This is a genomic window from Microbacterium sp. BG28 (assembly GCF_034044005.1).
In the GTDB taxonomy this organism is placed as follows: domain Bacteria; phylum Actinomycetota; class Actinomycetes; order Actinomycetales; family Microbacteriaceae; genus Microbacterium.
In genome coordinates this window covers 537,181-558,019 of the sequence record NZ_JAXCHA010000001.1, presented here as the reverse complement: position 1 = coordinate 558,019, position 20,839 = coordinate 537,181, and the positions used below count along the sequence as shown (strand labels likewise).

General features: G+C 70.2%; 21 protein-coding genes. 10 read left to right on the top strand and 11 right to left on the bottom strand.

Annotation, left to right across the window (positions count from 1 at the left end):
• Window positions 1-61: 61 nt before the first annotated feature.
• Window positions 62-1,153: an alanine dehydrogenase gene (gene ald, locus SK224_RS02830; RefSeq protein WP_320433278.1), complete on the bottom strand. Its 1,092-nt coding sequence runs from the start codon at window positions 1,151-1,153 to the stop codon at window positions 62-64.
• Between the two features lie 149 nt (window positions 1,154-1,302).
• On the opposite strand from ald, the gene SK224_RS02825 reads away from it, so the two are divergent.
• On the top strand, window positions 1,303-1,806 hold the full coding sequence (locus SK224_RS02825) for an Lrp/AsnC family transcriptional regulator (RefSeq protein ID WP_320433277.1): 504 nt from the start codon (window positions 1,303-1,305) through the stop codon (window positions 1,804-1,806).
• A 144-nt stretch (window positions 1,807-1,950) separates the two neighbouring features.
• Here the strand turns inward: SK224_RS02825 and SK224_RS02820 are convergent, their stop codons facing one another.
• Entirely contained in the window at window positions 1,951-2,583 is a 633-nt protein-coding gene (locus SK224_RS02820) for a helix-turn-helix domain-containing protein (protein ID WP_320433276.1), read from the bottom strand.
• A 67-nt stretch (window positions 2,584-2,650) separates the two neighbouring features.
• Here SK224_RS02820 and SK224_RS02815 point away from each other — a divergent pair, with 67 nt between their 5' ends.
• From SK224_RS02815 to SK224_RS02805, 3 genes are read left to right on the top strand one after another with little or no spacing between them, the layout of a single operon-like run.
• Window positions 2,651-3,325 (top strand): class II aldolase/adducin family protein, encoded by a 675-nt coding sequence (locus SK224_RS02815; RefSeq protein ID WP_320433275.1) that lies wholly within the window; start codon window positions 2,651-2,653, stop codon window positions 3,323-3,325.
• Window positions 3,322-4,140, top strand: coding sequence for an aminoglycoside phosphotransferase family protein (locus SK224_RS02810; protein ID WP_320433274.1), 819 nt, complete (start codon window positions 3,322-3,324; stop codon window positions 4,138-4,140). Before SK224_RS02815 ends, SK224_RS02810 begins: the two co-directional genes overlap by 4 nt.
• Complete coding sequence (locus SK224_RS02805; protein ID WP_320433273.1) at window positions 4,137-5,744, top strand: glycerol-3-phosphate dehydrogenase/oxidase; 1,608 nt, start codon at window positions 4,137-4,139, stop codon at window positions 5,742-5,744. Before SK224_RS02810 ends, SK224_RS02805 begins: the two co-directional genes overlap by 4 nt.
• A 31-nt stretch (window positions 5,745-5,775) precedes the next feature.
• On the opposite strand, the gene SK224_RS02800 is transcribed toward SK224_RS02805, so the two are convergent.
• Window positions 5,776-6,759 carry an LLM class F420-dependent oxidoreductase gene (locus SK224_RS02800; RefSeq protein ID WP_320433272.1) on the bottom strand — a complete coding sequence of 328 codons (984 nt, stop codon included), beginning with the start codon at window positions 6,757-6,759 and terminating at the stop codon, window positions 5,776-5,778.
• Between the two features lie 168 nt (window positions 6,760-6,927).
• Here SK224_RS02800 and SK224_RS02795 point away from each other — a divergent pair, with 168 nt between their 5' ends.
• Both SK224_RS02795 and SK224_RS02790 read left to right on the top strand, forming a co-directional pair.
• A complete protein-coding gene (locus tag SK224_RS02795; RefSeq protein WP_320433271.1) occupies window positions 6,928-7,392 on the top strand; it encodes a transporter substrate-binding domain-containing protein in 465 nt (154 codons plus the stop codon).
• Complete coding sequence (locus SK224_RS02790) at window positions 7,392-8,372, top strand: cation transporter (protein ID WP_320433270.1); 981 nt, start codon at window positions 7,392-7,394, stop codon at window positions 8,370-8,372. The genes SK224_RS02795 and SK224_RS02790 overlap by 1 nt, the downstream gene beginning before the upstream one ends.
• On the opposite strand, the gene coaBC is transcribed toward SK224_RS02790, so the two are convergent.
• Window positions 8,373-9,569 carry a bifunctional phosphopantothenoylcysteine decarboxylase/phosphopantothenate--cysteine ligase CoaBC gene (gene coaBC, locus SK224_RS02785; RefSeq protein ID WP_320433269.1) on the bottom strand — a complete coding sequence of 399 codons (1,197 nt, stop codon included), beginning with the start codon at window positions 9,567-9,569 and terminating at the stop codon, window positions 8,373-8,375.
• A 50-nt stretch (window positions 9,570-9,619) separates the two neighbouring features.
• On the opposite strand from coaBC, the gene SK224_RS02780 reads away from it, so the two are divergent.
• Entirely contained in the window at window positions 9,620-10,345 is a 726-nt protein-coding gene (locus SK224_RS02780) for an NRDE family protein (protein WP_320433268.1), read from the top strand.
• Between the two features lies 1 nt (window position 10,346).
• On the opposite strand, the gene SK224_RS02775 is transcribed toward SK224_RS02780, so the two are convergent.
• Window positions 10,347-10,673, bottom strand: coding sequence for a hypothetical protein (locus tag SK224_RS02775; protein WP_320433267.1), 327 nt, complete (start codon window positions 10,671-10,673; stop codon window positions 10,347-10,349).
• Between the two features lie 73 nt (window positions 10,674-10,746).
• On the opposite strand from SK224_RS02775, the gene SK224_RS02770 reads away from it, so the two are divergent.
• Window positions 10,747-11,061 carry an ATP-dependent DNA ligase gene (locus tag SK224_RS02770; protein WP_309734854.1) on the top strand — a complete coding sequence of 105 codons (315 nt, stop codon included), beginning with the start codon at window positions 10,747-10,749 and terminating at the stop codon, window positions 11,059-11,061.
• A 91-nt stretch (window positions 11,062-11,152) separates the two neighbouring features.
• Window positions 11,153-11,293, top strand: a complete 141-nt coding sequence (locus tag SK224_RS02765; RefSeq protein WP_320433266.1) for a hypothetical protein — start codon at window positions 11,153-11,155, stop codon at window positions 11,291-11,293.
• Here the strand turns inward: SK224_RS02765 and SK224_RS02760 are convergent.
• The 6 genes from SK224_RS02760 to SK224_RS02735 all read right to left on the bottom strand — a co-directional run bounded on the left by SK224_RS02760 (window position 11,271) and on the right by SK224_RS02735 (window position 19,603).
• Window positions 11,271-12,488 (bottom strand): alpha/beta hydrolase family protein, encoded by a 1,218-nt coding sequence (locus SK224_RS02760; RefSeq protein WP_320433265.1) that lies wholly within the window; start codon window positions 12,486-12,488, stop codon window positions 11,271-11,273. The genes SK224_RS02765 and SK224_RS02760 overlap by 23 nt on opposite strands.
• 35 nt (window positions 12,489-12,523) lie before the next feature.
• Complete coding sequence (locus SK224_RS02755) at window positions 12,524-13,924, bottom strand: aspartate aminotransferase family protein (protein ID WP_320433264.1); 1,401 nt, start codon at window positions 13,922-13,924, stop codon at window positions 12,524-12,526.
• Window positions 13,925-14,099: 175 nt separating this feature from the next.
• A complete protein-coding gene (locus tag SK224_RS02750; protein WP_320433263.1) occupies window positions 14,100-16,400 on the bottom strand; it encodes a glycoside hydrolase family 3 N-terminal domain-containing protein in 2,301 nt (766 codons plus the stop codon).
• Window positions 16,400-17,293, bottom strand: coding sequence for a carbohydrate ABC transporter permease (locus SK224_RS02745; protein ID WP_320433262.1), 894 nt, complete (start codon window positions 17,291-17,293; stop codon window positions 16,400-16,402). The genes SK224_RS02750 and SK224_RS02745 overlap by 1 nt, the downstream gene beginning before the upstream one ends.
• Window positions 17,290-18,303, bottom strand: coding sequence for a sugar ABC transporter permease (locus tag SK224_RS02740; protein WP_320433261.1), 1,014 nt, complete (start codon window positions 18,301-18,303; stop codon window positions 17,290-17,292). Before SK224_RS02740 ends, SK224_RS02745 begins: the two co-directional genes overlap by 4 nt.
• Window positions 18,304-18,316: 13 nt before the next feature.
• Window positions 18,317-19,603 (bottom strand): extracellular solute-binding protein, encoded by a 1,287-nt coding sequence (locus tag SK224_RS02735; RefSeq protein ID WP_320433260.1) that lies wholly within the window; start codon window positions 19,601-19,603, stop codon window positions 18,317-18,319.
• A gap of 192 nt (window positions 19,604-19,795) precedes the next feature.
• Between SK224_RS02735 and SK224_RS02730 the strand changes: the two genes are divergently transcribed.
• Complete coding sequence (locus SK224_RS02730; RefSeq protein ID WP_137418122.1) at window positions 19,796-20,800, top strand: LacI family DNA-binding transcriptional regulator; 1,005 nt, start codon at window positions 19,796-19,798, stop codon at window positions 20,798-20,800.
• Window positions 20,801-20,839 lie beyond the last annotated feature (39 nt).

Below are 20,839 nucleotides of genomic sequence, written 5' to 3'. Positions count from 1 at the left end.
GTCCTGCGGGGCGGAGTCGTGCGGCGCGGCGGATGCGAGCAGTCCCCGCATCCGGCCGGCGTCAGGTGCGGGGCTTGTCGGGGAAGGCGGCGGCGACGCCCGCGTTCGCGATCGCACCGCGGAGCGTGTTGAGCCCGAGCGCGAGGGCGGGGTCGTCGGCGAGTGCGCGCTCCCAGCCCTTGTCGGCGAGGGCGAGGGCGTAGGGCAGCGTCGCGTTGGTCAGGGCCGGGGTAGAAGTGCCGGCCGCGGCGCCCGGCATGTTGGCCACGCACGAGAAGATCGTGGGTCCGACACGGAAGGTCGGGTCGTCGTGGGTCGTCGGGTGGGAGTCTTCGAAGCAGCCGCCCTGGTCGATGGCGATGTCCACGAGGACGCTGCCGGCCTTCATCCGCTCGACGATCTCGTGCGAGACGAGGTGCGGCGCCTTCGCCCCGGGGATGAGGACGGCGCCGATGACGAGGTCCGCATCCAGCACCGTGCGTTCGATCTCGTACGCGCTGGATGCCACCGTGCGCACGGCGCCGCGGTACAGATCGTCGAGCTGACGCAGCCGCGGGATCGAGATGTCGAGCACGGTGACGTCCGCGCCGAGCCCGACGGCCTGCGCGACCGCATTGCTGCCCGCGATGCCGCCGCCGATGACCGCGACCTTCGCGGGACGCACGCCGGGGACCCCGGCCAACAGCACCCCGCGGCCGCCCTGCGAACCGAGGAGGTGGTAGCCGCCGGTCAGCACGGACAGGCGCCCAGCCACCTCGCTCATGGGGGCGAGCAACGGCAGGGAGCGGTCGGGCAACTGAACGGTCTCGTATGCGATCGCCGTCGTGCCGGCCGCAAGGAGGGCGTCGACGAGGTACTCGTCGGCGGCCAGGTGCAGGTAGGTGAAGAGGGTGAGATCGTCGCGCAGGTAGCCGTATTCGGAGGCCACCGGCTCCTTGACCTTGAGCACGAGTTCGGCCGACCACGCCTCGGCGACGTCGACCAGGCTCGCGCCCGCGGCGGCGAACTCCTCGTCGGTGATCGAGCTGCCTCTTCCTGCGCCGCTCTGCACGGCGATCTCGTGGCCGTGCCGCACCAGCTCGCGCACGCCGGCGGGCGTGGCGGCGACGCGGTACTCGTGGTTCTTGACCTCGGCGGGGATTCCGATGCGCATGGGCGCCGTCCTTCGTTTCGATGTATCAGGATGTTCGTCTGGAGCGGGCCGAATCTAGAAGAAAATCGTGTCAGAATCACTACCTGCCGAAGAGAATTCTCTGCAGCAGAGGAATTCGGGATGATCTCCGGCAGGATGCGGGGCGGGGCATGGTGCAGGCGCAGAACCGACGGACGGATCCGATCGATGAGAGCATCCTCTGGGAGCTGCGTCGCGATGCGTCGCAGACCAATGCGGCGCTCGCCGCGCGGGTCGGGCTCTCACCCTCGGCGACGCACGCACGCGTGCGCGCCCTGCGGGAGTCCGGCGCTCTCGGTTCGGCGCACGCCGACGTGGACTTCGCCGCTCTGGGGCTGCCGCTCCAGGCCATCGTGGCGGTCAAGCTCCGCGCGCAGGCGCGGCCGGCGATCAAGACCTACGCCGAGAAGGTGTCGCGTCTGCCGAACGTCCTGAACCTCTTCTTCCTGGGCGGCCAGACCGATTTCCTCATCCACGTCGTCACGACCTCGCCCGAGCAGCTGCGCGACTTCGTCGCCACGCGCCTGAGCATGGATCCCGCGGTCGCCTCCACCGAGACCCAGATCGTCTTCGATTGGGTGCGCACGTCGGCTCGCGCGGCCGGGTTCGACGACATGCGTGGGCCCATCGGCTGACCCACCTCCGCATCCGGTCCTCTCCGCGCCCTTCATCCGCGAGACTGCATTTCCCGCACGACATCACGGGGTTTACCCGTGATCTCGTGACGAAAATGCAGTCTCGGGGAAATGGATGGGGGCGGGAGCCGGAGTGGGGTGGGATCAGGGTTGGAGGTAGCGGCGCAGGAGCAGGCGCAGCTCCTGCAGGGTCTGCTCCTGCGCGGCGGGCGGGGCGGCGAACGCATCGTGCAGCACGGCGTCGGCGGCGAGGAACGCGACGCGGGCGCGGGCCGTCGCATCCGTCTCGTCGCGGGTCAGCCCGCTGGCGTGGAGGAGGCGCGCGGCGGCCTCGGCCATCCGCTGCTTGTGGGCCGCCCGGTCCGCGTCGATCAGTCCGCCGGCGGACGCGGTGCCCAGGGTCCGCACGACGTCGCGGTCGCGGTAGATCTCGGCCACGGCGTCGATCACGTGGCCGACGGGATCGGCGGGCGGCGTGCTCTCGCGCGTCAGGACGACCGCGTCCTCGAGCAGGGCCTCGAGTCGTGCGTGGTACTCGGCGACGAGCGCGCGCACGATCGCATCGCGATCGGGAAGGTACTGATACAGCGCGCCCACGCTGACTCCCGCGGCCTCGGCGACGCGCGGGAGTGTCAGGGCGGCGACGCCCTCTCGTGCCACGAGCTCGGATGCGGCCGCGAGTGCTCGCGCCACCTTCTCGCGCGAGCGCTGCTGACGCGGGGCGCGCTGCAGCGGGATGCGGTCCCAGTCCGGTTCCGTCGCAGCGAGAGGTGTCACGGCCGCCGCATCCTTCCGTCAGAAACCAAACTTGACTTTGGTTTGTCCTCGCGGTCATGCTAGCGCCATGACAACGACGTCAGATATCTCCGCCGCGCGCGCCGCGGTGGCCGACGCATCCCGAACCCTCGCCGAAGCCGGCCTGCTCGTCGGTACGGCCGGCAACGTCAGCATGCGTGTGGGGGAACTCGTCGCTGTGACGGCGACCGGCGCCGTTCTCGGTGAGCTCACCCCGGAACAGGTGACGATCGTCACCCTGGACGGCGAGACCGTCGAGGGCGACTGGGCGCCTACGTCCGAAACGGCCCTGCATCTGGGCGTGCTGCGGCACGCGCCCGCGGACCAGGTGGGCGCCGTGGTCCACACCCACGCGCCGATGGCGACGAGCCTCTCGCTCGTGCTCGACGAGGTGCCGGTGGTGCATTACCAGCAGCTGCTTCTGGGTGGAGCACTACGGGTCGCCCCGTTCCATCCGTTCGGCAGCGTCGAGCTCGCGCATGCTGTGGGAGCAGCCCTCGACGGGCGACTCGCCGCGCTCATGGCCAACCACGGTGCCGTCGCCCTCGGGCGCGACCTCGTCCACGCCGTCGAGAACGCGCTGCTGACGGAGTGGATCTGCGACCTGTACTGGCACGCGCGCGCCATCGGCGAACCCCGCGCGCTCGACGCGGCAGCGCAGCGCGCGGTCGTCGAGGCCGCCACGCGCCGCGGGTACGGCCGGCCCCAGCGAGCCGAGCAATGAGCACCGTCGGTTCCCGGCCGATTGCGCGCGGTCGGTCCGCCGAGGTCTTCGCCGTCGCCGACGACCGCGTCGTCAAGCTCTCCTTCCCCGGCATCGACGTGGCCGACGTCGCCCAGGAAGTCGCCGCCTCGCGCCTCGCGTACGAGCTCGGCATCACCCCGGTGCGCTGCCACGGGGGCGTCGAGATGGACGGACGCCACGGCATCGTGTTCGATCGCATCGACGGGGTCCCGCTCACGGCCGTGGCCGAGCGCAACATCCTGCGCCTGCCTCAGGTGGGCAGCACGCTCGCTGCCGAGCACCTGTTCGTCCACCGCGCGCACACCGACCGGTTGCCCGATGTGCGCGAGCTCGCCGTCGCGCAGCTCGACACCCCCGCGCTCTCGGCCCTCACGCCGGTCGAACGGGATGCGGTCGCCCGCCGCATCCGCGCGCTCCCCGCCGGCGATGCGGTGCTGCATCTCGATTTCCACCCGCAGAACGTGTTCGTGCTGGCCGAGCGCAACGTCGTCATCGACTGGCAGACGGCGGTCGCCGGCCAGCCCGCCGCCGACGTGGCCCTCACCCGCCTGCTGTTCCGCGAGGCGGAGCTCTTCCCTGGTACGTCCGCGCCGATGCGTGTCGTCTACGGGGCGGTGCGCCGCATCCTCCTCCGCTTCTACCTGCGGTCGTACCTGCGTGCGGGCACCGTCAGCGTGGCCGACCTCGACCGGTGGGAGATCGCCGCGCGCGTGCTGCGGCTGGGGCTTCTCGACATCCCCTCCGAGCGCGCGCGCATGATCGCCGGCATCCGCGCCGACCTGGCAGCGGCATGAGTCTGCGGCGCGCTCTGCCGAACGGTGCGGTCGACGTGCTGGTCGTCGGCGGCGGCATCACCGGCGTTGCGACGGCCTACGAGGCCGCCAGTCGGGGACTGTCGGTCGCGCTCGTCGAAGCGGGCGACCTCGGCGGCGCCACGAGCGCGGCCACCGGCAAACTCATCCACGGCGGACTGCGCTACCTCAAGAACCTCGAGGTGCGCCTCGTACGCGAGTCCCTCGCCGAGCGACGCACCCTGCTCTCCATCGCGCCGCACCTCGTGCGCCCGATCGGCATGGTCCTCCCTGAACCAGGACTCATCGAGCACCTCGGTCTGACCGCGTACGACGTGCTGTCGTTCGATCGCAATCGCATCGGGGATGCAGCCGCGCACATCCCCCGGCACCGGTCGCTGTCCGCGTCCGAGCTCGTCGACCGCGGGCTCGGATGGATGCGGCACGGCATCCTGTACTACGACGCGATGATGCTCTCACCCGAGCGTCTCACGCTCGCCTTCGCGGAGTCGGCCGCCTCCCATCGCGCCACCATCTCCACCTACACGCCGGCGACGCGGCTGCTGGTGCGCGCGGGCCGCGTCGTCGGCGCCGAGGTGCACGATCTCGTGTCGGACGAGACGGCGGAGATCGCGGCCACGGTCACGATCGACGCGACCGGCTCGTTCTCGCACGACTTCCTCGCCCGGACACCCGCACTGCGCGAGGTCATCGGGCCCGCGCCCGCGGTGCGCTCCGAGGGCATCTATCTCGTCACCCGCCGCCTCGGCGAGACGATGGTGCTCACGGTGTCGTCCGGCGGGCACTTCAGCGTCGCCCCCTGGCGGGACCGGAGCCTCATCGGACCCACCGAGACGCCCTACACCGGCCCGGTCGACGAGTGGCGGCTCACTCTGGGCGCGATCGAGCGGTTCATCGCCGAGATCAATGCGGGCGCGAAGCTCCCGGAGCGGCTGACGCTCGACGATGTCACGGCCGCGTACGGGGGTCTGCGACCGCTGGCCGAGTCGGCGGGCGCCGACACCTACCGGGCCTCCCGCGCATCCGACCTCGTCGATCACGCAAGTCATGGCGTCGCGGGTCTGCTGTCGGCGCTCGGCGGCAAGTACACGACCTCCCGCGCTTTCGCCCAGCAGATCGTCGACCGGCTGCCCGCGCACGGTCTGCGCCCCGCGCCCTCGAGGACGGCGACGACGCCCCTGCCCGGCGGGGATGTCGACGACGTGACGGCCGCGCAGGCCGTGCTGCGCCGGGATGCGGCGGGGCTCGGATTCGCCGCGGACACGGCCGATGTGCTCTTCGCGCACTACGGCAGCCGGGCGCGTTCCGTGCTGGCGCTGGCCGCATCAGATCCGCGTCTTGCCGAACGCGCCACCTCCGACGGTGAACCGCTCGCGGCCGTCGCATGGGCCGTGCGTGATGAGGCGCCCGAACATCTCACCGACGTGCTGCTGCGGCGCACCGGTATCGGACGACTGCAGGATCCCGGCGAGCGCATCCTCGGTCTCGCCGCGGACATCATGGCCGAGGCCCGCGGTTGGAGTCCCGAGCGCACGGCCGCGGAGCTCGGCGCGGCCCGCGCGGCCGTCCGCCTGCCCATCGACTGACCGCCCGAGCACCCGCCCGTACGCCGCTGGGTCAGAGCGCGCGGAGCCTCTCCAGCAGGGGAGTGGCGACCTCGGCCACGAATCGCTCCTGCTGCGCGTCGCCGATCTGCACGATGGCGACGTCCGTGAAGCCCGCATCCAGGAACGGTCGCACGCTCTCGGCGAGCTCGTCGAGGTCGGGCCCGCACGCGATCGAGTCCGCGACGTCCTCTGGACGAACGAACTGGGATGCGGCTGCGAACCCGGCGGGGGTCGGGAGGTCGGCGTTGACGCCCCAGCCGCCGCCGAACCACCGGAACTCGTCATGCGCGCGGGCGATCGCCGCCTCGCGGTCCGGATCCCAGCTGATCGGGATCTGGCCGATCTTGCGGCTCCCGCCCGATTCCGATCCGCCCGCAGGGTGCTTGCCGTCCCATGCCTTCACGAGATCCGCATCCGGCTCGACGGCGATGAGGTGGTCGGCGAGGTCGACGAACTTCTCGATCGAGCTGTCGCCCGACACCGCGACGCCGATGGGTACGCCGTCGTCGGGGTTGTCCCAGATGCGGGCGGAGTCGACGCGGAAGTACTGGCCGTCGTAGGTGACGAGCTCGCCGGTGTGCAGCGCCCGGATGATCTCGATCGCCTCGACGAGCATGTCCTGGCGCATCTGCACCGCAGGCCATCCGTCGCCGACGACGTGCTCGTTGAGGTTCTCGCCCGAGCCGAGGCCGAGCGTGAAGCGCCCCTCCGAGAGCAGCTGCAGCGTGGCGGCCTTCTGAGCGACGATCGTGGGGTGGTAGCGCATCGTCGGGCAGGTGACGTAGGTCATCAGCTCGACGCGGCTCGTCGCCTGCGCGACAGCTCCCAGCACGGTCCAGGCGTGGGGCGCATGGCCTTGACTCGTCAGCCACGGCGAGAAGTGATCGCTGGAGACGAGGAAGTCGAATCCCGCCTCCTCCGCGCCGGCCGCGTAGCCGACGAGCTCGCGCGGCCCGCTCTGCTCGGTCATGAGGGTGTAGCCGAAACGTGTCATCGCGTCGTCCTTCCGTGAGGGGTGTCAGCGACGCTAAGCCCCGCGACTCCTCCCGCCGTGGGCCTTGCGCCGGGCCCGCGGATGCGGCAGGCGAGGCTCGCTGTCAAACGGCTGCGACGCGCAGCGCGTGAGGGTAGCGTCCGCGATGTGCGTGCGGACGGAGGCAACATGAGACCGCGGGTGTTCTCGGCGTGCGTGATGGTGGTGACACTGGCTGCGGCGCTCGCCGGATGCGGTGTCCCCGCCGACCCCGACGGATCGCTCGATCGCATCACCGGTGGCGTGCTTCGCGCCGGCGCATCGCCGAGCGGCGATCTCGTGGTCGTGGACGGAGGCGAGGTCTCCGGCGTCCTCCCGGAGGTGGTCGAGGACTTCGCTGCGTCGCGGGACGCCCGCGTCGAGTGGACGGTCGACAGCGAGGAGGATCTCGTCGACGATCTGGCCTCCGGGCGCCTCGACGTCGCCGTCGGAGGTATGACCGCCCAGACGCCGTGGGCCGAACAGGTCTCGGTCACCCGCGCCTATCCGGATCTTCCGGGGGCGAACGGAGCGGATGTGGTCCTCCTCCTGCCGATGGGTGAGAACGGACTCCAGGCGGCGATCGAGCGCTTCCTCGACGAGGAGCTCGGCTGATGCGGATCGATTCGGTCGGGCGCACCGATCTTCCTGACGAGCAGCGGGAGGCGCTGGGCTCCGCCGTCCGCTGGGAGTGGTTCACGATCGGCTACACGACCGTCACGATCGTGCTGATCGCCCTGGTCGTGGGCGGATCGCAGGCGATGAAGACGGCGTGGATCGAGGACATGCTCTCCCTCATCCCGCAGATCTCGTTCCTGCTCGCTCTTCTGTTCATCCGCCGCCGGCCCACGCGCGCGTTCCCGTACGGACTCCACCGCGTGATGGGCGTCGGGCATCTCGTCGCCGGTGTCGCTCTGCTCGCGATCGGTGGCAGCCTCGCCATCGAGTCGGTCATCGGGCTCGTGAATGCCGAGCATCCGGCGATCGGCACGGTGCGCGTGTTCGGCGCGACCGTGTGGCTCGGATGGTTCATGGTCGCCGTCATGGCGCTTGTCGTGGTGGGGCCGTTCTTCTACGGCCACGCGAAGGCGAAACTCGCGCCGGCCCTGCACAACAAGGTGCTCTACGCAGATGCCGACATGGCCAAGGCCGACTGGACCACCACCGTCGCCTCGATCGTGGGTGTGCTCGGGGTGGGGATCGGCCTCTGGTGGCTCGACGGTGTCGCGGCGCTGTTCATCTCCGTCGGGATCGTCTGGGACGGCATCAAGAACGCGCGCACGGCGATCCTCGATCTGATCGATCAGCGGGCGCGCACGGAGGACGACCGCAGCGCCCACCCCCTCATCGGCCGCATCGTCCAGCGCCTCGAAGAGCTGCCGTGGGTGGATGAGGCCGCGGTGCGCATGCGTGACATGGGTCAGGTCTTCCACGTCGAGGCGTATGTCGTGCCGCGGCGTCGGAAAGTGCGCGTTCGCGAACTCGACGACGCGCGTCGCGCCGTGGCAGAGATCGACTGGAAGATGCAGGACGTGTCGATCGTGGTGGTGCCCGCTCTTCCCGAGGAGGCGACGAACGAGAGGGTCGTGACCTGATCAGCGCAGGTCGAGCACCGCATCCCAGACGGCATCGGCGACCTCGCGCTTCGAGCCGGAGGCCTCCGTCTCGGCGTTCTCGGTCAGCAGCAGCGCGGAGTTCTCCTCGGACTCGAATCCTTCGCTCCACCCGACGCGGTTGACGACGAGCAGATCGGCGCCCTTGCGCTCGCGCTTGCGGCGGCCGCGCTCCCGGAGCTCGTCGCCGGATGCGGTCTCGGCGGCGAACCCCACGATGGTCTGGCCGGGGTGGCGTACGCGTGCGAGCCCCGCCAGCACGTCGGGGTTCTCGACGAGCTGCAGTGTCAGCGTGCCGTCGCCGCCCTCCTTCGTGAGCTTCGTGTCGGCGACCTCGCTCACTCGGTAGTCCGACACGGCGGCCGCCATCACGACGACATCCGCGACGGATGCGGCTGCCACGACCGCATCCTGCAGTTCGGCGGTCGTGCCGACGTGTGCGATGTGGATGCGGGGGTGGGATGCGGCCGAGGCGAGGACGGCGGCCTCCACATGAGCGGCGACGAGATCGACCTCGGCCCCGCGGTCGGCGGCGGCCAGGGCGAGGGCGATGCCCTGCCGGCCACTCGATCGATTGCCGATGAAGCGCACCGGGTCCAGCGGTTCGCGCGTGCCGCCCGCGCTCACGAGCACCCGCAGTCCTTCGAGGTCGGATGCGGAAACGGCGCCGAGAGCTGTGCGCAGGATGTCTGCCGGCTCGCTCATCCGGCCGGGTCCGCTGTCGCCGCCGGTGAGGAGCCCGTCGTCGGGACCGACGACGATCACGCCGCGGCTGCGCAGAGTCGCCATGTTGGCGGTCGTCGCGGGGTGACGCCACATCTCGGTGTGCATCGCGGGGGCGATGACCACCGGTGCGGTGGTTGCGAGCAACGTCGTGCCCAGCAGGTCGTCGGCGATGCCGGCCGCCATCTTGGCGATGGTGTTCGCGGTGGCGGGCGCGACGATCACGAGATCCGCCTGCTGTCCGAGGGAGACGTGGCGGACGCGCGCGACGTCGTCATGCACCGAGGTGGTGACCGGGTTGCGGCTGAGGGCCTCCCAGGTCGGTAGGCCCACGAACCGGAGGGCATCGGCCGTGGGGACGACGTGGACCTCGTGGCCGCCGCGAACGAGGTCGCGCACCAGATGTACCGTCTTGTATGCGGCGATGCCGCCCGTGACTGCGACGACGACGAACATGTCTCGATTGTCGCATCCGGTCCCGCCGCCCGAAGGAGGCCGTTCCGCCGATGTGCACCGTGATCGTCCGCGTGCCCGAGGACGCGAGTGAGCCCACGCGGATCGTGGCGATCCGCGACGAGGACCCGAATCGTCCCTGGAACCGGCTGGGCCCCTGGTGGCCGGGCACCTACCCGGGGGTCATCGGGGTGCACGACGTGCGAGCCGGCGGTGCATGGCTCGCGGCCGACCCCGCCGCATCCCGGCTGGCGGTCCTGCTGAACCGCGCCGACACCTCACCTCTCGCGGACGACGCGGTCACCTCTCGCGGCGTTCTGCCGCTGGAGGCGGTGGCGGGTCGCGGGCCCGAGGATGCGCCGCCGACGCGCGGCTTCAACCTGCTCGACGTCTCGCGGGCCGGCGCCCGGGTGATCTCCTGGGACGGCGAGGCGCTGCGCGAGAGCGTGCTCAGCCCCGGCACCCACATGATCGCTCACGACGACCTCGACGATCCGCGCACCGCGCGCATCACGCACTGGCTGCCGCAGTTCGCCGCGCTGGCCGATGACGAGTCCGGCGACGACTGGTGGCGCAGCTGGCTCGAGGTCATCGAGCGCAGCGCGGAGCTGGAGGCGACCGACGACCGTGCGCTCATCCGCGATCACCGCCACCTCGGTATCCCGACGCTGTCGCTGCTCGTGTGCGTGGCGAGCGTCGGGGGAGCCGGCGGGGTGGATGTCCGCTACGCCGACCTTCCCGCTCCGGGACACTGGGGCCCGCTCACCCCCACACCCTGAGTCAGGAGGCCGCGGGGGCGGGGTGGGTGTCGAAGTGCTCGGCGACGAGCATGATGCCGCCTGACGAGTTGGCCGAGTTGGCCAGCTCCTCGACCCATTCGCGGCTGAGCATGGCCGGCTCCGGGTCGTCGAAGACGAAGCGCAGCGGGATCGACGGATGCAGCCAGAGCGTGCTGCGGCCTCGCGGCTGGTCGTCGGGGTGCCGCCACGACAGGGTGAAGCTCTCACCGCGGCGGAGCTTGGTCGCGATGACGACCTTGAGATGCGCGAGAGCACGATCCTCGATGTGGATCGGGGTGCTGCCGCCGCCGTAGTAGATGGTTCCCATGCGCACACCCTAATCGCGACCCACCGGGAACGGGAGGTCCTGGCATCCGGGCCGCGCTGGTTATGCTCGTAGCGTGGGCCGATTCATTTACGACACCGCCTCGAACGCCGTCGAGATCGAGGACAGGACTCTCGCGCATCTGCGCATCGTCGTGATGAACAAGCTGCGCCGTGGCGAGCCCTTCATGTTCGACGTCGAGGTGGGCGACGGCAGCGGGCGCCGCAGCTTCTGGGTGCACCCCTCGGTGCCCATGCAGTTCCACTTCTACGGTTCGCGTCAGCCGAAGATCAACCGCGCTTGGGTCGAAGACCTCATGCTCGCCGCATCCGGCCCGCACGGGCTCTCGATCGTGCCCGAGCCGGCAGACGAGCCCGTCGAACACGGCTGAGAAGTTCTACGGCGCCCGACGCGGGCTGTCAAGGGCGCCCGGGTTCGTCCTGCGGATGCGGCAGGCTTGTCTTCCGCAGGAGGTGAGGCCGATGCGCCCCCGCGACGACGACGCGCAGCCCGATTCGCCCGAGGCGGGCAGGCTGTTCGACAGCGTGCCCGGCATCGACGTGGTCGACGGCGAGCTGCTGCCGAGAACGGACGGTCCGGTCACTCCCGGATCGTCGCGCTGAGCCAATCCAGCACGCGCTCGTGCACGAGCGTCCTCGCGAGCGGCTCGCAATGCCCGTCGGCCCCCTCAGCTGCGGTGAAGCGCATCACGTGCGAGACATCCGGCGTCATGGCGGCGAGTCTCTCCGACTGACCTGGCCAGAACTGCTCCCCCTCGGGCGAGGTGATCAGCAGGGGCGTGTCGATGCGCGCCGTCTCGGCGTCCGAGAGCGCGAACTCCCGGATGCGGCGGATCACTGCGGCATACCCGCCGCGTCCGACCGGGCGGGCGCGGAACGCCCATGTCGACGCGAGGTCGCCGGAGAACCGCATCCCGAGCGCCATGTCGCGGTCGAACTGCGCATCCTTGCCCTCGTCGAGCAGTCTGCCGAGCGAGGGCGGCAGATGGTCCGTCCACGACGTCGACACGTCGACGACGCCGGGATCGACGACGGCAGCCGCGAAGCGGTGCTCGCCGGAGAGCGCCCGTGGCACCCAGTAACCCGCTTGGCTGATGCCCCACACGATCAGGTGGTGCTCGTCGACATAGCGGTGGCTCGCGAGTTCGTCGACGATGGGGGCCAGCACGTTCTCCCAGTCCGGGCGGAACGGGATGCCGTGCTGGAACAGCAGGGATTGCTGGCCCGGGCCGTCGAAGACGTAGGTATGGAAGCCCCGCGCAAGGGCGGCGGCGACGCCGGTCCCCCACAGCGAGCTGATCGAGCCGTCACTGCCGTTGACGAAGATGATCGTCGGGCGGGGGCCGGCCGCATCCGCGTGGAACAGGTAGCCGGGCATCGTGGCACTGTCGAGTGGAACGTCGATGCGGCTCATGCGCACGCCGGCATCCTCGGCGAACGCGTCCCACGCGGCGCGATGGGCGGCGAAGAGAGACGCGGCGCGGTCCTCGTCGTCAGCGGCGGATGCGGCGTCCACGGCGACGGCGAGGTAGTTCGCCGCGCGCAGCGACGCCCAGCGCGCCGTCTCGGGGCGACCGGTGGCGGCCGCATCCTGCGCGTCCCGCGCGACGCGCTCCCCGAGCGCCTGCCACGCCGACAACCACGTCGCCGCATCCTTCGCCTTCACGTCGCCGACGGCGGCGAGGACCTCGCCGATGTCCGCGCCGCCGGACGGCGCGAGGCCGAGCACGCAGCGCACCGCGAAGTCACGATCGGCAGACCGCGCGAAAGGAGCGGCGAAGACACTGGTGTGCGACATGATCCCCCCGAATCGTCTCTGTGTCCGACAGCGTGTCAGAGGCGCTGCCAGGCCTCGGTGAGCACGCCGCGCAGGATCTGCTCGATCTCGTCGAACTCCGCCGGTCCGATCGTGAGCGGCGGCGCGAGCTGGATGACGGGATCCCCTCGGTCGTCCGCGCGGCAGTAGAGCCCTGCGTCGTACAGCGCCTTGGAGAGGAACCCCCGCAGCAGCCGTTCCGACTCCGCGTCGTCGAACGTCTGCTTGGTCGCCTTGTCCTTGACGAGTTCGATGCCGAAGAAGTACCCGGCGCCGCGGACGTCTCCCACGATCGGCAGATCCATCAGCCGCTCGAGCGCGGTGCGGAAGTGCGGCGAGTTCTCGCGGACATGCGCGTTGAGCTGCTCCTCCTCGAAGATGTCGAGATTCTCGAGCGCGACCGCAGCCGAGACAGGGTGCCCCGCGAACGTGTATCCGTGCGCGAAGCTGGTCGTTCCCGTGGCGAACGGCTCATAGATGCGGTCGCTGACGATCGTGCCGCCGAGCGGCGAGTAGCCGCTGGTGACGGCCTTGGCGAAGGTGATCATGTCGGGCTGATAGCCGAAGGCGTCGGCGGCGAAGTACTCGCCCACGCGGCCGAAGGCGCAGATGACCTCGTCGCTGACGAGCAGGACGTCGTATGCGTCGCAGATCTCACGCACGCGCGTGAAGTAGCCGGGCGGGGGAGGGAAGCATCCTCCCGAGTTCTGCACCGGCTCGAGGAAGACGGCGGCGACCGTGTCGGGGCCCTCGAACAGGATCATCTCTTCGATGCGATCCGCCGCCCACCGGCCGAACTCCTCTTCCGAGGTGCCGGAGAAGCCCATCTCGGCTGCACGGTAGAAGTTGGTGTTGGGAACGCGGAATCCGCCCGGCGTCACCGGCTCGAACATCTGCTTCATGCCGGGAAGGCCCGTGACGGCGAGTGCCCCCTGCGGGGTGCCGTGGTAGGCGATGGCGCGGGAGATCACCTTGTGCTTGCCGGGCTTGCCGACGAGCTTCCAGTAGTTCTTGGCCAGCTTGAACGCGGTCTCGACCGCCTCGCCGCCGCCCGTGGAGAAGAAGACGTGGTTCAGATCTCCCGGGGCGAGATCGGCCAGCCGGTCGGCGAGCTCGATCGCGGCCGGATGCGCATACGACCAGATCGGGAAGAAGGCGAGCTGTTCGGCCTGACGGGCGGCCGCTTGAGCGAGGCGGCGCCGACCGTGGCCCGCATTGACGACGAACAGGCCGGCGAGTCCGTCGATGTAGCGGCGGCCCGCCGCATCCCAGATGTGATGCCCCTCGCCGCGGACGATGATCGGGACGCCATCGGGCGAGTCCATCGTGGACTGCCGGGCGAAATGCATCCAGAGGTGGTCGCGCGCCTTGCTCTGCAGGTCGGCGATATCGAAGGACGGTGCGGGCTCAGCAGTCATGTCGGCGCCTTTCGTTGCGCCCGACGATACTCCCGGCCCCAGCCGAACTGTACCCGCCGGACGGTCCCCTCTGCCTGCCCGAGTTGCGTCGCATGTGCGGCGGATGCGGGCGGGCGCGAAGAGGCCGGCGCGCGATCTGTCCCCCCAGCGCGCGCCGGCCCGTCTCGCTCGGCGCCTACGAGGTGACGCTCACCACGGTGAGTCGCTCGTCGCGCGCCGTGATCTCGTGCACCCCTCCCGCAAGGGCGGCGGCGGCGGCCGTCTCGCGCTCGTCGCACGACGGTCCGACCCAGACCTCGAGGACGCCGGGCTCCACCACCCGGCGATAGCTGCGGTCGGAGAAGGCGAGCCGCGCGGCGGGGACGGCGAACTCGACCGTGGCGCGCTCGCCGGCGGCCAGCGAGATGCGGGCGTAGCCGACGAGCTGCGCGACCGGGCGCGTCACCGAGGCGACGGGGTCGTGCGTGTACAACTGCACCACGTCGACGCCGGGGCGCTCGCCGACGTTCTCGACCACGACGCGTGCCGTGAACCCGCCCGCCGTGCTCGCGTCCGCATCCACCTCGAGGTCGCGGTGTGCGAAGCGCGTGTAGGAGAGGCCGAAGCCGAACGGGCGCACCGGGGTGCTGTCCGCGCTCGTGATCTCGTTCGCCGCACCCAGCAGCGGATGCAGGTAGCTGTAAGGCTGCGCGCCCGCCGACCGCGGCAGGGAGACGGGCAGCCGACCCGACGGTACCGAATCCCCGGCGAGGAGGGACGCCAAGGCAGTGGCACCCTCCTCGCCGGGGAAGAATGACTGCAGCACGGCGGCCGGCGCGGTCTCGCCCTCGAGGGCCCAGTCGATCGCGTAGGGGCGGCCCGACAGCACCACGAGGACGACGGGCGTTCCCGTGGCGACGATGCGCTCGACCAGCTCCCGCTGCACGCCGGGCAGCTCGAGCGACTCCGCGTCGTTGCCCTCGCCGACCGTGCCCCGGCCGAAGAGCCCGGCGCGGTCGCCTACCGCGACGATCGCCACCTCCGCGCCGCGGGCGGCATCGATCGCCGCGGTGAAGCCGGAGCGGTCCTCGCCTTCCACGGCGCACCCCTCGGCGACGTCGAACGACGCGTCGGGGTAGCGGGCGACCAGCGCCTCACGCAGTGAGGGGATCTCGAAGCCCATCGGCACACCCGGATGGTGCGCCAGCACGTGGTTGGCGAAGGAGTAGCAGCCCATCAGGGCCGAGGCCGCATCCGCGTTCGGTCCGATCAGGGCGATGCGCGAGGGCTCGGCGAGAGGCAGGGCGCCGTCGTTGGAGAGCAGCACGATCGACTCGTCGGCCAGGCGGCGTGCGAGCGCGCGGTGGCGCGGGGTGTCGAGGTCGACGGATGCGGGTGCCGGCTCCTCGAAGGTGGCATCGAGCAGGCCGAGCTCCTCCTTCTGGGTGAGCACGCGCAGCACCGCACGATCGACGTCTTCGAGGGGAACCCGGCCGTCGCGGACGCGCTGGGCGAGCGGCTCCGTGTACGCGTCGCCGGTGGGCAGCTCCACGTCGATTCCCGCCGCGAGCGCGAGTGCCGCCGCCTCGCCGCGGTCGGCGGCGATCTTGTGCATCGTCTCGAGGAACGCGACGGAGAAGTAGTCCGAGACCACGACTCCGTCGAAGCCCCACTCCTCGCGCAGCAGACCTGTCAGCAGTTCCCCGGATGCGGCCACCGGTACGCCGTCGATGTCGGCGTACGAGTTCATGACGCTGCGGGCCCCGCCGTCGCGGACGGCCATCTCGAACGGCGGCAGGAAGACGTCCTGCAGCTCGCGCCGTCCGGCGTGCACGGGGGCGTGGTTGCGGCCCGCCTGCGAGGCGGAGTAGGCCGCGAAGTGCTTGAGCGTCGCGTGCACACCCGCATCCTGCAAGCCCCGCACATATGCCGTGCCGACGGTTCCCACGAGGTAGGGGTCCTCGCCGATGCACTCGTCGACGCGTCCCCAGCGCGGGTCGCGGATGACGTCGAGCACGGGGGCCAGACCCTGGTGGATGCCGAGTTCGCGCATCGACTCGCCGATCACCTCACCGACTTCGGCCACGAGTTCGGGATCGAACGCCGCGCCCCAGGCGAGGGGGGTCGGGAACGTCGCCGCCTTCCACGCCGCGAGGCCCGTGAGGCACTCCTCGTGCACGATCGCGGGGATGCCTAGGCGCGTCTGCTCCCGCAGCCGGCGCTGCTCCGACCACAGCCACTCGGCGCGCTCGACCGGGTCGACCGGACGCGTGCCGTAGACGCGGGTGAGGTGGCCGATGCCGTGCACCGAGGCATCCGCGTACCGCGTGGAGCCGGCCATCTCGCCCGCCATCGGCGCCACGACCTCGTCGCCCTGGTCGATCCAGAACCCGACGAGCTGCGCGAGCTTCTCGTCGAGGGTCATGCGTCCGAGCAGATCGACGACGCGCGAGCTGGGGGCGGAGGCGGACACGACTGCATCCTGTTCGAGCGACATCAGCCCTTCACCGCCCCGGTCAGACCGCCGACGATCCGACGCTCGAAGAGGCTGAAGAACACGAGGGCGGGAATCATCGACAGCGAGGTGAACGCGAGCACCTTGGCCGTGTCGACCGAGTACTGCGACGCGAACGCCTGCGTGCCCAGCGGCAGCGTGAAGGACGCCTCGTTGTTGAGGATGAACAGGGGGAGCATGTAGGAGTTCCAACTCTGCACGAAGACGAGGATGCCGACGGTGATGATGCCGGGCACCGCGAGGGGCACGACCATGCGCCAGAAGAAGCCGAGGCGCGAGCATCCGTCGATGGATGCGGCCTCCTGGAGCTCATGGGGGATCGCCGCGAGGAAAGGCACGAGGATGATGATCGTCATCGGCAGGCCGAAGGCGATCTGAGGCACGATGACGCCGGCGAGCGAGTTCATGAGTCCCAGGTCGCGCACCAGGATGTACAGGGGCGTGATCGCGACGGTCATCGGGAACATGAGTCCGGCGGTGAACAGCGCATAGAACGCACCGCGTCCGCGGAAGTTGTACCGTGCCAGCGCGAAGGCGGCCATGAGCCCCAGGACGACCACGAACAGCGTCGTGGCGACGGCGGCGATGAGCGAGTTGCCCACCTGGCGCCAGAAGACGCCGCTGGCCAGCACGTTGACGTAGTTCTCCCAGTTCCACGTCGTCGGAAGACCCGACGGGTCGAGGGTGATCTCGGAGTTCGTGCGGAATCCGCCGAAGATGACGTACGCGACGGGCGCCAGCATCAGGGCGACCAGGACGAGGGCGATGAAGTAGACGGCGAGGTTGGACGACTTCCGCTGGCCGGGAAGCCCGCTCGAGTGTCGGCGGGTCGGCGTGCGCCGGCCCGGGGTGACGACGGCAGCGGTGGCGGTCATCGGGCACCTCCCGTGATGGCGCCGGCGGTGTCGCGGCGCAGGACGAAGCGCTGGTAGAGCAGTGCGACCGCCAGCGAGATGAGGAACATGACGACCGCGACCGCGCTGCCGTAGCCGTAGCTGCCGGCGTTGCGCCCGTTGGCGACCATGTAGGTGGCCATGGTGGAGGTGCCCGCCGTCGACGCGACGTACTGACCCCACACGATCCACACGAGATCGAACAGCTGGAGGGATCCGATCACCGAGAGGAAGGCCCAGATCCGGATCGTCGGTCCCATGAGCGGCAGGACGATGTGGCGCTGGATCTGCCAGTAGGACGCGCCGTCGATCGCGGCGGCCTCCGACAGCTCCTCGGGGATGCCCTGGAGACCGGCGAGGAAGAGGATGACGGCGAAGCCGACGTACTTCCACGTGATGATGACCATGAGGGTCCAGATCGCGAGCGAGGGGTTCGAGATCCAGTCGTTCGCGAGAGCGCTCAGACCGATCTTCTCGAGCAGCCCGTTCAATGCGCCGTTCGACTGCAGCAGCAGGCCCCAACCGAGGCCGACGACGACCTCGGAGATGACGTACGGCACGAAGATGAGCACGCGGATGAGGGACTGGAACCGCATCTTGCGGTTCAGCAGGAGTGCGAGTCCCAGAGCGAGGGGCCCCTGCATCACGAGCGACATGACGACGATGAAGCCGTTGTGGCCCAGGGCCTCGTGGAAGGCCGGGTCCGTGAGGATCGTGACGTAGTTGCGGATGCCGACGAAGTCGGTGGGGGCGCCATAGCCCGACCAGCTGAAGAAGCCGTAGAACGCCGCCATCGCGACCGGGAAGATCACGAACGAGACGAAGACGATCAGGGCGGGGCCGAGGAGCAGGAGCAGCTCGGCGCGCAGGCGCCACCTGCCCCCGCCTCGGCGGGGCCGGGTGGACGATGCCGCGGATGCGGCACCGTCCACCGGCGGAAGGCTGTCCGTCGCGTCAGCGACGGTACTCGCGTGTTCGCGAACGGAAGCCATCGTCATCGACCTCTCAGGACTTCGCGGCCGCGGCGTTGACGGCGTCGACGATGCCCTGCGGCGTGCCCTTGCCCGCGAACAGGTCGACGACGGCGACGTTGAGCGCGTTGCCCACGTTCTGGCCGTACAGGGTGTCCAGCCACACGACCACGTAGGGGGCGTTGTTGTAGCTCTTGAGGATGTCGACCAGAGCGGGGTCGGTCACCACGCTCTGCGCCTCGGTGGATGCCGGAAGGGTCTGGAACGCCTTAGCGTAGCCCTCCTGGTTCTCCTTCTCGGCGATGAAGTTCAGGAAGTCGACGCACTGCTTGGGAGCGTTGACCCAGCAGCTGAAGCCGTCGACGCCGCCCATCATGGCGCCCGCTTCGCCCTTACCGCCCGAGACCTCGGGGAAGGGGAACCACTTGAGGTCGGCGAGGGGCTCCTCGTTCGGCGTCAGCGAGGCGATCACACCCGGGTCCCAGGCGCCCATGAGCTCCATCGCGGCCTGGTGGTTGGCCAGCAGACCGGCCGACGAGCCGGCGCCCTGCTGTGCGGTCGTGGTGAGGAAGCCGTCGTTGAACGGGTTCGTCTTGATGAAGGCCTCGAGGTTCTTGCCCGCCTCCAGCCAGCACGGGTCGTCGAAGGACCGGCCGGAGGCCGCCTTGTCGAGGGCATCCTTCGAGCAGGCGCGCAGGGCGAAGTTGTAGTACCAGTGCGCGGCGGGCCATGCGTCCTTCGCGCCGACGGCGATCGGGTCGATGCCCGCCGCACGGAGCTTCTCGTTGGCCGCCTCGAGCTCGTCGATCGTGGTGGGGGTCTCGGTGACGCCGGCCTGGGTGAACAGGTCGGACGCGTAGTAGATGCCGGAGGGCAGGACGGCGGTCGGAACGCCGTAGTTCTTGCCGTCGATCGCGAAGGCCGAGAGCGAGCCGCCCATCGCGTCCTTCGTCGCCTGCGAGAGGCCGTCGGTGAGGTCCATGGCCTGTCCTGCCTTCACGACGTCGGCGAGCTTGCCGCCGCCGCGGGCCATGAAGATGTCGGGCGCGTCGCCGGAGTTCAGAGCGGTCTGGAGCTTGCCGTCCATCTCCTCGTTCTGGATCGACTGGATCTCGATCTTGACGCCGGGGTTGGCCTTCTCGAAGGCGGCGGCCGTGTCGACCCAGTACTGCTTGCCGTCGCCCGTGGTCGAGTTGTGCCAGAAGGTCAGCGTGACATCGCCGCCGCTGTCTCCGCCGTCTCCGCCGCCGCTGCAGCCGGCGAGCGCGAGCGCGCTCATGGCCAGCGCAGCAGCACCGACCAGCAACTTCTTGGTTCTCATGTGATCCACCTTTTCTCTTCATCGAGTCGCACCTCGAGGTGCTGCTGTGGGCACGAGCATCCGTGGCGTCGCTGCCTCGACGTGGCGTCGTGCGGGGGCCCGAAGGGTTCCGAGCGGTGTCAGTGTGGCAAGGGCCCGAAAGGGTGTCAAACGTTTTCGAAAACCTTTTCCGGTGGTCTACGCTGAGGCGTCATGGTCCGAAGGGTCACGATCCACGATGTCGCCGCCGCCGCCGGTGTGTCCGTGGCGACCGTCTCGAAAGCCGTCAACGGCCGGTACGGCGTGGCGGAGGAGACGGTGGCACGCGTGCTGTCGGCGGTCGACGAACTGGGGTACGAGTCGAGCCTCGTCGCCTCGAGCATGCGCTCGCGACGCACGGGCGTGATCGGGGTTCTCGTCGCCGATTTCGAGCCCTTCTCCGCGGAGGTGCTCAAGGGCGTGGGCAGTGCTCTGGCCGATTCCGGTCACGATGTCCTCGCCTACAGCGGATCGCACCAGGAGGGGACGGGGTGGGAACGGCGATCGCTGAGCCGGCTCAGCGGAACGCTCATCGACGGAGCGATCATGGTGACGCCCACGATCGTGAACGTGACCTCGGACGTGCCGATCGTCGCGGTCGATCCGCACACCGGGCGTGCCGATCTCCCGACCGTCGAATCCGACAGCTTCACCGGCGCGCAGCAGGCGGTTCGCCATCTCGTCGAGCTCGGGCATCGTCGCATCGGCTTCATCGCCGGACGTCCGGATCTGCGCTCCTCCGCCGCGCGAGACGCCGGCTATCGGGTGGCGCTGTCCGAGGCGGGCATCCCGTTCGACCCGAACCTCGTCGGCGTCGGCCGCTATCACGGCGACATCGCGCGCGAGGCTGCCGTCCAGATGCTCTCCTCGCCCCACCGCCCCACCGCGATCTTCGCCGCCAACGACCTCTCCGCGCTCTCGATCATCGACGTCGCGCATGAGCTGGGGCTCTCGGTGCCGGAGGACCTGTCGGTCATCGGGTTCGACGATGTGCCCGAGGCCGCGCGCGCGGCACTGCCGCTGTCGACCGTGCGCCAGCCCATGCAGCGCCTCGGCGCCGCGGCCGCCACCATGGTCCTCGCCCTCATGAACGGCGAGGAGCTGGATGCGACGCACGTCCGCCTCGCCACGCGCCTCGTCCCGCGCGCCACCACCGCCCCGCCCCGCGCGGGGCATTGAGACCACCGCCCCAGTGGGCGGCACCCGACCATCACGCGA

What these genes read in the sequence shown, in the direction of transcription:
- coaBC (WP_320433269.1), bottom strand. Translation starts at nt 9,569, where the DNA reads ATGTTCGTCGTCGTCGCAGTCACGGGCGGCATCGCCGCATACAAGACG.
- SK224_RS02825 (WP_320433277.1), top strand. Translation starts at nt 1,303, where the DNA reads ATGGTGCAGGCGCAGAACCGACGGACGGATCCGATCGATGAGAGCATC.
- SK224_RS02810 (WP_320433274.1), top strand. Translation starts at nt 3,322, where the DNA reads ATGAGCACCGTCGGTTCCCGGCCGATTGCGCGCGGTCGGTCCGCCGAG.
- SK224_RS02790 (WP_320433270.1), top strand. Translation starts at nt 7,392, where the DNA reads ATGCGGATCGATTCGGTCGGGCGCACCGATCTTCCTGACGAGCAGCGG.
- SK224_RS02760 (WP_320433265.1), bottom strand. Translation starts at nt 12,488, where the DNA reads ATGTCGCACACCAGTGTCTTCGCCGCTCCTTTCGCGCGGTCTGCCGAT.
- SK224_RS02730 (WP_137418122.1), top strand. Translation starts at nt 19,796, where the DNA reads ATGGTCCGAAGGGTCACGATCCACGATGTCGCCGCCGCCGCCGGTGTG.
- SK224_RS02800 (WP_320433272.1), bottom strand. Translation starts at nt 6,759, where the DNA reads ATGACACGTTTCGGCTACACCCTCATGACCGAGCAGAGCGGGCCGCGC.
- SK224_RS02795 (WP_320433271.1), top strand. Translation starts at nt 6,928, where the DNA reads ATGAGACCGCGGGTGTTCTCGGCGTGCGTGATGGTGGTGACACTGGCT.
- SK224_RS02775 (WP_320433267.1), bottom strand. Translation starts at nt 10,673, where the DNA reads ATGGGAACCATCTACTACGGCGGCGGCAGCACCCCGATCCACATCGAG.
- SK224_RS02780 (WP_320433268.1), top strand. Translation starts at nt 9,620, where the DNA reads ATGTGCACCGTGATCGTCCGCGTGCCCGAGGACGCGAGTGAGCCCACG.
- SK224_RS02765 (WP_320433266.1), top strand. Translation starts at nt 11,153, where the DNA reads ATGCGCCCCCGCGACGACGACGCGCAGCCCGATTCGCCCGAGGCGGGC.
- SK224_RS02735 (WP_320433260.1), bottom strand. Translation starts at nt 19,603, where the DNA reads ATGAGAACCAAGAAGTTGCTGGTCGGTGCTGCTGCGCTGGCCATGAGC.
- ald (WP_320433278.1), bottom strand. Translation starts at nt 1,153, where the DNA reads ATGCGCATCGGAATCCCCGCCGAGGTCAAGAACCACGAGTACCGCGTC.
- SK224_RS02745 (WP_320433262.1), bottom strand. Translation starts at nt 17,293, where the DNA reads ATGACCGCCACCGCTGCCGTCGTCACCCCGGGCCGGCGCACGCCGACC.
- SK224_RS02750 (WP_320433263.1), bottom strand. Translation starts at nt 16,400, where the DNA reads ATGTCGCTCGAACAGGATGCAGTCGTGTCCGCCTCCGCCCCCAGCTCG.
- SK224_RS02740 (WP_320433261.1), bottom strand. Translation starts at nt 18,303, where the DNA reads ATGGCTTCCGTTCGCGAACACGCGAGTACCGTCGCTGACGCGACGGAC.
- SK224_RS02755 (WP_320433264.1), bottom strand. Translation starts at nt 13,924, where the DNA reads ATGACTGCTGAGCCCGCACCGTCCTTCGATATCGCCGACCTGCAGAGC.
- SK224_RS02805 (WP_320433273.1), top strand. Translation starts at nt 4,137, where the DNA reads ATGAGTCTGCGGCGCGCTCTGCCGAACGGTGCGGTCGACGTGCTGGTC.
- SK224_RS02815 (WP_320433275.1), top strand. Translation starts at nt 2,651, where the DNA reads ATGACAACGACGTCAGATATCTCCGCCGCGCGCGCCGCGGTGGCCGAC.